Origin of the sequence: Streptomyces yaizuensis, assembly GCF_034961445.1 — a bacterium.
Classification (GTDB): domain Bacteria; phylum Actinomycetota; class Actinomycetes; order Streptomycetales; family Streptomycetaceae; genus Streptomyces; species Streptomyces yaizuensis.
On the sequence record NZ_BSBI01000020.1, the window covers coordinates 156,339 to 164,315 of the forward strand.

A 7,977-nucleotide genomic window follows, 5' to 3' on the forward strand; every position below is an offset into this window, starting at 1 on the left:
ACGCTCGTTGTCCGGGATGCAGGCTCCCTGGGGCCATGCCCTGTCCACAGCCACTCACTCGAACGTGTGGATGTGCTCAAGGCGTGCAACCATCCAGACACTCAGGGGAGTCGACCGTCATGACGAGAGGAGGTGCCGCCAGTGATCGCGAACGTATCGGCGCACCGGCGGGCGAACGCCTTCGCCCAGTCCTTGGAAGACCAGGCGTCCGGAGATCCGGCGGAGGACTCGGTCGAACCGGGCGAGCGCGGACGCATGTTGTCTCTGGCCTCCCGCCTCGGCGAAGTGCCGCGGCCGGAGCTGGACCCCGAGGTCAAAGTGGTGCAGCGCGCCCGGCTCGTGGCCGCCATGGAAGCCATGTTCCAGGAGGGCACCGCCCGGGGCAGCGAGTCCCTGGGCCCTACGGTGCCCGAGCAGCGGAAATCCGGCCGCGGCGCCCATCGGGCATCCCCGCTCCGGAAACTCCGCCCCCGTACCCGCTGGCAGAAGGGGCTCGCCGCCGGCGGCCTCACCGTCGGGGTGGCGGCGGGGGCGTTCAGCGGGGTGGCCGCGGCCAGCTCCGACGCCCTCCCCGGTGACACCCTCTACGGCCTCAAACGCGGCATGGAGGACATCCGGCTCAATATGGCCGATGGGGACTCCGACCGGGGCGAGCTCTATCTCGACCAGGCGTCCACCCGGCTCAGCGAGGCCCGCCGCCTCATGGAGCGGGGCCGGGTCGGCGATCTGGACCACGAGTCACTGGGCGAGGTCCGCCGCGCGCTGAACGGCATGCGCCACGACGCCCGCGAGGGCCACCGGCTGCTCCATGCCGCCTACCAGCGCGACGGGTCGCTGGGGCCGATCCAGAAGCTCAGCACGTTCTCCCGCTCGCACCGGGGCGCGTGGGACGGGCTGCGGGACCGGCTTCCGGCCCAGCTCACGGATGTGGGCCGGGAGGTGAGCGATGTCTTCGACGCCATAGAGCAGGAGGTCCAGCCGCTCCAGGCACTGCTGCCCCAGCCGCCGCCGGAGCGCCGGGGGCCGTCCCAGCGCACCGGCAGCACGCCCCCGAAGAGCGACGGTTCCGCCACCCCCGGCGAGCGGGCCCTTCCGTCGTCGCCGGAGGCGCCCGGCAGCCCCTCCGGGTCGCAGACCACGAAGCCGGCCGGGCCCACCGGCTCCCCGGCGCCCGAGCGGCAGGGGCTGCTCCCGACCGAGGGGCTGCTCACCCCGCCGTCCCCGCCCACGCCCGCCGTGCCGTCGTCGCCGCAGCAGCCCGATCCGGCCTCGCCGGACGTCACGCTGCCGCCGCTGCTGCCCGGCATCCTCGGGCTCGACATCACCGGTGAGGACGGGCCCTGAGGCCCCTTCCCACCGGCGCCGGTACGGGCCGGTCCGGGGTCCTCACCCCCCGGACCGGCCCGTTCCGCTGTCTTCGTCAGCTGACTCCGCAGAACGTCAGAAGAAGACCGACCGGCGCTGCACCAGCAGCTTGTACAGCGTGTGCTGGATCTGCTCGCGGACCTGGTCCGTCAGGTTGAACATCAGCATCGGGTCCTCGGCCGCCTCCGGCGGATAGCCGTCGGTCTCGATCGGCTCCCCGAACTGGATCGTCCACTTCGTCGGCAGCGGCACCGCGCCCACCGGCCCCAGCCACGGGAAGGTCGGCGTGATCGGGAAGTACGGCACCCCCAGCAGCCGTGCCAGCGTCTTCGCGTTCCCGATCATCGGATAGATCTCCTCCGCGCCGACGATCGAGCACGGCACGATCGGTACGCCCGCGCGCAGCGCCGTCGACACGAAGCCGCCCCGGCCGAAGCGCTGGAGCCGGTAGCGGTCGCCGAAGGGCTTGCCGATGCCCTTGAAGCCCTCCGGCATCACGCCGACGACCTCGCCCCGGCGCAGCAGCCGTTCGGCGTCGTCCGAGCAGGCGAGGGTGTGCCCGGCCTTGCGGGCCAGTTCGTTGACGACCGGCAGCATGAAGACCAGGTCCGCCGCGAGCAGCCGCAGATGGCGGCCGGCCGGGTGCTGGTCGTGCACGGCGACCTGCATCATCAGTCCGTCGAGCGGCAGCGTCCCGGAGTGGTTGGCCACCACCAGGGCCCCGCCCTCGGCCGGGATGTTCTCGATGCCCTTCACCTCGACCCGGAAGTACTTCTCGTACAGGGGTCGCAGGAGCGTCATCAGTACCTGGTCGGTCAGCTCTTCGTCGTAGCCGAACTCGTCCACCTCGTAGTCGCCGGTGATCCGGCGGCGCAGGAAGGCCAGGCCGTCCGCGATCCGCCGGTCCAGGCCGCCGCCACTGCCGCCGCCGCCCCGGGACGGGCGCGGACGGGTGCCGGTTTCGTCCGCGGCCGGCGCGGGGTCCGGTTCGCGGCGGGCGGGCGGTACGGGGCCGACGGCCTTCGGGCCCTTCGCCGGCCGGCCGGGCGTCCTCGGGGTCGCGCTCCCCCCGGTCTTCGGCTCCGCGCGCTTCCGCGCGGCCGGTTTCTGGCGTACGACCCGGGAGGCGCCGGAGCGCCGGCCGCCGGGGGTGTTCCCGGAGGCGCCGCCGGACGTTCCCCCGGCACCACCCCGGGCACGGTCGTCGTCGAACGGAATGACCTTGGCGTCCGCCATCGTTCCCTACGCTCCTTGTCCCGCGTCGTTCGGGGCCGCGGCGCCCGCCGCCCGGCCGTCCCCCGGGCCGTCCCCACGGCCGTGCCCGCCGCCGAAGTCCCGGGCGGACCCGCCGAGGGCCCGCAGCCGGTCGCCCAGCCGGTCCACGGCCCGCGCCACGGACTGCGGGGGCAGCAGCCCGGGACCCTTGCCGCGGGCGAAGTCGGTGAAGGTCTCCGCGGTGGTGAACTTCGGTTCAAACCCGAGCGTCTCCCGCATCTGCGCGGTGCTCACCACCCGGCCGTGGGTCAGCAGCCGGATCTGCTCGGGCGAGAAGTCCGTGACCCCGACGGTCCGCAGCGCGGAGCCGATCCAGGTGACGGCGGGCAGCAGGACGGGGACGGTGGGCCGGCCCAGCCGCCGCGAGCACTGCGACAGCAGCAGTACGCCGTCGCCCGCGATGTTGAAGGTGCCGCTGTTGAGGGTGGAGCGCCGGGGTTCGCGCAGCGCGATCCCGAGCACGTCGACGACGTCGTCCTCGTGGACGAACTGGAGTCGCGGGTCGTAGCCGAGGACGGTCGGCAGCACCGGCAGCGAGAAGTACTCGGCGAGCGGCGAGTCCGCGCACGGCCCCAGGATGTTCGCGAACCGCAGCACGCAGACGGCCACGTCGGGGCGGCGGCGCGCGAAGCCCCGGACATACCCCTCGACCTCGGCGGCGTCCTTGGCGAAGCCACCGCTGGGCAGCGACTTCGGCGGCGTGGTCTCCAGGAAGACCGCCGGGTCGCGGGGGGCCGCGCCGTAGACACTCGTACTGGACTTGACCACCAGGCGGCGGACCGTCGGCGACTTCTGGCAGGCGCCGAGGAGCTGCATGGTGCCGATGACGTTGGTCTCCTTGACCGCCGTCCGGCCGCCGGCCCCCAGCGGGGTGCCGGTGACGTCCAGGTGCACGACCGTGTCGACGGCGTGCTCCGCGAGGACCCGGCCGATCGCGGGCTGCCGTATGTCGGCCCGGACGAACAGGGCGCCGCCGAGCCGGTGCTCGGGCTCCACCGCGTCGACCCCGATGACCCGCTCCACCTCGGGGTCCCGCTGGAGACGCCGTACGAGACGGCCGCCGAGCTGCCGGGCGACGCCGGTGACGAGCACGATCTTTCCCAAGATCAGCGCCTTCCCTGAGGTGGAACGTGCGTGGGGCCGGCACCGTACGTGCGCGCGGGACCGTACGTATGCGCGGGACCGCACCTGTGCGCGGGACCGGAGGGACCGCGGGGGCCTCCCCCAGCGTCACCGTAGCGGGTGACGGTGACACTGTGACGGTGACCGGGGGCTCTTTCGCGGAGCACTCCAGCGGAACGCGACCGGATTCCCCGGCCGGGCCCGTCGCACCGGCGGTGGCGGGAAAGCCATGGAAGTCGAAGGTCCCGGAAAGCGCCGTGGCCCTCCCACCAGGTCGGTGGAAGGGCCACGATCACGTACAGCTGCCGTCTTACTTCTTGTTACGACGCTGCACGCGGGTGCGCTTGAGCAGCTTGCGGTGCTTCTTCTTGGCCATCCGCTTACGCCGCTTCTTGATAACAGAGCCCACGACTACCCTCGCTCACTTCTCTTCACTCGGTGCGGGGCGTCTGGGCCCACACGACCTACGTCGGTCCAGCCTACCCGCCAGAGCATCGAGTTCGTAATCCGAGGGCAGCCGCCCGCCCGGCTACGCGGATTCCACCCCCACAAAGGATTCGCGGAGGTAGTCGTGCACCGCCTGCTCCGGTACCCGGAAGGACCTGCCCACCCGGATCGCCGGCAGATGACCGCTGTGCACCAAGCGGTACACCGTCATCTTCGACACCCTCATCACCGAGGCGACTTCCGCCACGGTAAGGAACTTGACCTCGTTGAGAGGCCTCTCGCTGCCAGCAGCCATGACCCACCTGTACCTTCCGCACACGACGCCCACCGGCTTCCCCTCCGGTGACTCTTCGTCGCTGTGCGCTCACTCCCCAGACTAGGGGCGGGTGGTGCGAGTGGGGAAGAGGAGCAGCCATCGGCCGCCTACTGTGACAGACACGCTCGATTGAGTACATAGCGTGTCAGCGGTCGGTAGTAACGGGACCGCACCGCGTCATCGAGGGGGACCACGGCGGCGATCCGTCCCTCGGCCTCGCCGACAAAGGGCGCGGGGTCGTCCGCGTCGGCCAGGGCGATGACCTCAAGACCCAGCTGACCTGCCCCGCAGGCCCAACCGTGGTCCCCGATCACCAGGTCGGGAAGGGGGCCTCCCAGCTCCGCCAGGCCCTCCAGAGCGACCCGGAGAGGGAGGGGGGAATGGGTGTGTGCGCCGGTTTCACCACTGATTGACCGCGCGCCGGGTTCCCGCACCATCGCGACTCCTCGTACGTAGTCGAGCTGGCGCAGACGTACCCCGAACCGGGTCGTTATGTCGACACATCGGCCCTGCGCGGGGGTGAGAACGATGCAACCCGCCGCCGACAATGCGTCTGCCAGCCCGGCGTAGAACCCCAGCAGCGGGCGCGGATGGCCGGTCCCGAGCAGGACGGCACCGCGCCGGGCGGCCACGGCGGACAGCCGTTCCGCGAAGGCGTCCAGGGCATCGAGGGTGCGGCCGGGGTCGATGACATCGGGGCCTCCGGTACGGGCAGGGTCGGCCGGTACGCCGCAGCGGCGGGCCATGAGCGCCAGGACGTCGGCCTCGCCCCACTCCCGGGCCGGGGTGAGGCCGAGGGTGCCCCGGGGGTCCCGGGCGGCGAAGAGACGGTAGCTGCGCAGGCTCTTCTCGCGCGGGGTGGCGACGGGGCCGGCCAGCCGGGCCGCCAGCAGGTGCGCCCGCAGGGCTGTGGCTTCCGCTGCTTTCGTGGCTTCCGTGGCCTCCGGGCGGGCCGGAAGGGGCGTCCGGATCGCGCTGCCGACCGCGCCGCCGGCGGGACTGCCGGCCGCACTGCCGAGGGATACGCCACCGATGGTCACGCCGCCGATGGTGCCGGAGCGGGCCGCCGCAGGGGTCGAAAGGCCGGTACCACCGCACAGTTGGCGTAATCCCGCCGTCGGCCGCCAGCCGCCGGGGGCCGAGGAGCCCGCCAAGGGCCGTCGGCGCCCGCCGTACGCCCTCGACGGGGTCCAGAGCGGAAAAGGTCGGACGACCGCCCCTCCGGACGCCTGACGGGCCCCTGGCCGCCTCAACCGGTGGCGGGCCGGTGTCGGGCCGACGTCCGGCCGGCATGGGGTCGCCGAGAACGCTCCCGGCGGCCGCTCCGGACGGGCCCCACCCCGCCGTCTACACCAGCAGCCCCCGCAGCGGGAACACCGCCCGCCGGGTCGCCAGGACCGCACGATCCAGCTCGTCCGCCGGGTCGTACCCCTCCGACCAGTCCCGCCACACCGGCGTCCGCCCGTCGGTCATCCGCCACGGACCGGGCTGCCGGGTACGGGCGTAGACCTCGTTCCGCCACTCCTCCGGAATCGCTGACGCCGGATCAACCGGCCGATGGGCGGCGATCGCCACCAGATGCGTCCAGGACCGGGGCACCACGTCGACCACCGCATACCCGCCACCGCCCAGCGCCAGCCACCGCCCCTCCTCGGTGTACTCGTGCGCCAGCGTGTGACACGCCTCCTGGACCGCCCGCTGCGCGTCCAGCGACACCGCCAGATGCGCCAGCGGGTCCTCGAAATGGGTGTCCGCGCCGTGCTGGGTCACCAGGACCTGGGGGCGAAAATCGGCCAGCAACTCCGGTACCACCGCGTGGAACGCCCGCAGCCACCCCTCGTCCCCGGTACCGGCGGGCAGCGCCACATTGACCGCGCCGCCCTCCCCCGGGCCCGTCTCGCCGGTCTCCTCCGGCCAGCCGGTGCCGGGGAAGAGCATCCGGGGGTGCTCGTGCAGCGAGACCGTCAGCACCCGGGGGTCGTCCCAGAACGCCGCCTGGACGCCGTCGCCGTGGTGCACGTCCACATCGACGTACGCGACCCGCTCCGCGCCCAGCTCCAGCAGCCGGGCGATCGCGAGCGAGGCGTCGTTGTAGACGCAGAAACCGGCGGCGGCCCCGGGCATCGCGTGGTGCAGACCGCCGGCGAAGTTGACCGCGTGGTCGGCCTCGCCCCGCCACAGCGCCTCGGCGGCCGCGACGGACTGCCCGGCGATCAGCGCCGACGCCTCGTGCATACCGGCGAACGCCGGGTCGTCCAGCGTCCCGAGCCCGTACGCCTGGTCGGCCGCCTTCGGATCGGCGGAGGCCGCGCGGACCGCGGCCACGTAGTCCTCGCGGTGGACGAGCCGCAGCGTCGAGTCGCCGGCCGGGCGGGCCGCCGCGACCTCCAGGGCCGCGTCGAGCCCGTAGGCCCGCACCAGATCCATGGTCAGCGTGAGTCGCACCGGGTCCATGGGATGCCCGCGCCCGAAGTCGTACGCCGTCACCGCCTCGTCCCACATCAACAACGCACGGCTGCTCATCGCACGGCTGCTCATACCCGCCACCGTATCCGCCGCCCGCCGCCGTCCGACTACCGGACCGGCTGCTGGGACGGCTGCTGGGCCGACTGCTGGGACGGCTACCGGACCAGGAGCGCGGGCAGTTCAGCCATGGCACCGAAGTGGCCCGTGGCATCGGCCAGTCGCTCCGCCGAGGTCATCGCGGTGTAGCCGTACACGTCCATTCCGGCGGCCACGGCGGCCGCGACGCCCAGCGCGCTGTCCTCCACGACGACGCAGCGCCCGGGAGCGGCCCCCATCCGCTCCGCCGCGTGGAGGAAGAGGTCCGGCGCCGGCTTGCCCCGGCCCACGTCCTGCGCGCTGAAGACGATCCCGTCCCGGAACCAGCGGTCGAGCCCGGTCTTCCGGTGCCCGGCCCGGATCCGCTCATGGCTCCCGGACGACGCCAGGCAGTACGGCATTCCCTCGGCGACCAGCTTCTCCAGCACCTCGATCACGCCCTCGACGGGCTCCAGCTCCCGATCGAACGCGGCGACGGTACGGGCGTGCAACGCCTTGTCGAAGTCCTCCGGCAGCCGCTGCCCCGTCCGCTCCAGGACCAGGTCGTGTATGCGGTGCACGGCCGCGCCCATGTAGTCGCGGACCGAATCCTCGAAGGTGGTGGGGTGCCCCAGCTCGGTCAGATACGCCGCCAGGACCTCATTGGCGATGGTCTCGCTGTCCACCAGGACGCCGTCATTGTCGAAAATCACCAGGTCGTAGCTCATGGCCAATACCCTAGAACGCAAAAAAGCCCCGGTCCCGTACACACAAGGTGTACAGGACCGGGGCCCAAAATTTGTTCGGCGGCGTCCTACTCTCCCACAGGGTCCCCCCTGCAGTACCATCGGCGCTGAAAGGCTTAGCTTCCGGGTTCGGAATGTAACCGGGCGTTTCCCTAACGCTAAAAC

8 protein-coding genes and 1 rRNA gene are annotated in these 7,977 nt (G+C 72.4%); 1 reads left to right on the forward strand and 8 read right to left on the reverse strand.

The features are described 5' to 3' along the window. Positions 1-141 precede the first annotated feature (141 nt). Positions 142-1,344, forward strand: coding sequence for a DUF5667 domain-containing protein (locus SYYSPA8_RS34840; protein WP_323451451.1), 1,203 nt, complete (start codon positions 142-144; stop codon positions 1,342-1,344). A gap of 96 nt (positions 1,345-1,440) precedes the next feature. On the opposite strand, the gene SYYSPA8_RS34845 is transcribed toward SYYSPA8_RS34840, so the two are convergent. The 8 genes from SYYSPA8_RS34845 to rrf all read right to left on the reverse strand — a co-directional run. Beyond that, positions 1,441-2,601 carry a lysophospholipid acyltransferase family protein gene (locus tag SYYSPA8_RS34845; protein WP_323451452.1) on the reverse strand — a complete coding sequence of 387 codons (1,161 nt, stop codon included), beginning with the start codon at positions 2,599-2,601 and terminating at the stop codon, positions 1,441-1,443. A gap of 6 nt (positions 2,602-2,607) precedes the next feature. Beyond that, positions 2,608-3,744, reverse strand: coding sequence for an NAD-dependent epimerase/dehydratase family protein (locus SYYSPA8_RS34850; protein WP_323451453.1), 1,137 nt, complete (start codon positions 3,742-3,744; stop codon positions 2,608-2,610). A gap of 328 nt (positions 3,745-4,072) precedes the next feature. Next, a complete protein-coding gene (locus SYYSPA8_RS34855) occupies positions 4,073-4,171 on the reverse strand; it encodes a 30S ribosomal protein bS22 (RefSeq protein WP_003948845.1) in 99 nt (32 codons plus the stop codon). A gap of 120 nt (positions 4,172-4,291) precedes the next feature. Beyond that, positions 4,292-4,504 carry a helix-turn-helix domain-containing protein gene (locus tag SYYSPA8_RS34860; protein ID WP_003958488.1) on the reverse strand — a complete coding sequence of 71 codons (213 nt, stop codon included), beginning with the start codon at positions 4,502-4,504 and terminating at the stop codon, positions 4,292-4,294. Positions 4,505-4,632: 128 nt separating this feature from the next. Then, positions 4,633-5,430, reverse strand: coding sequence for a phosphatase (locus SYYSPA8_RS34865; RefSeq protein ID WP_323451464.1), 798 nt, complete (start codon positions 5,428-5,430; stop codon positions 4,633-4,635). Positions 5,431-5,872: 442 nt separating this feature from the next. Beyond that, complete coding sequence (locus SYYSPA8_RS34870) at positions 5,873-7,048, reverse strand: acetoin utilization protein AcuC (protein ID WP_323451465.1); 1,176 nt, start codon at positions 7,046-7,048, stop codon at positions 5,873-5,875. A 98-nt stretch (positions 7,049-7,146) separates the two neighbouring features. Further along, on the reverse strand, positions 7,147-7,794 hold the full coding sequence (locus tag SYYSPA8_RS34875; protein ID WP_323451454.1) for an HAD family hydrolase: 648 nt from the start codon (positions 7,792-7,794) through the stop codon (positions 7,147-7,149). 73 nt (positions 7,795-7,867) lie between these two features. Continuing rightward, positions 7,868-7,977: ribosomal RNA gene (rrf, locus tag SYYSPA8_RS34880) — 5S ribosomal RNA — on the reverse strand; the annotation flags it as partial.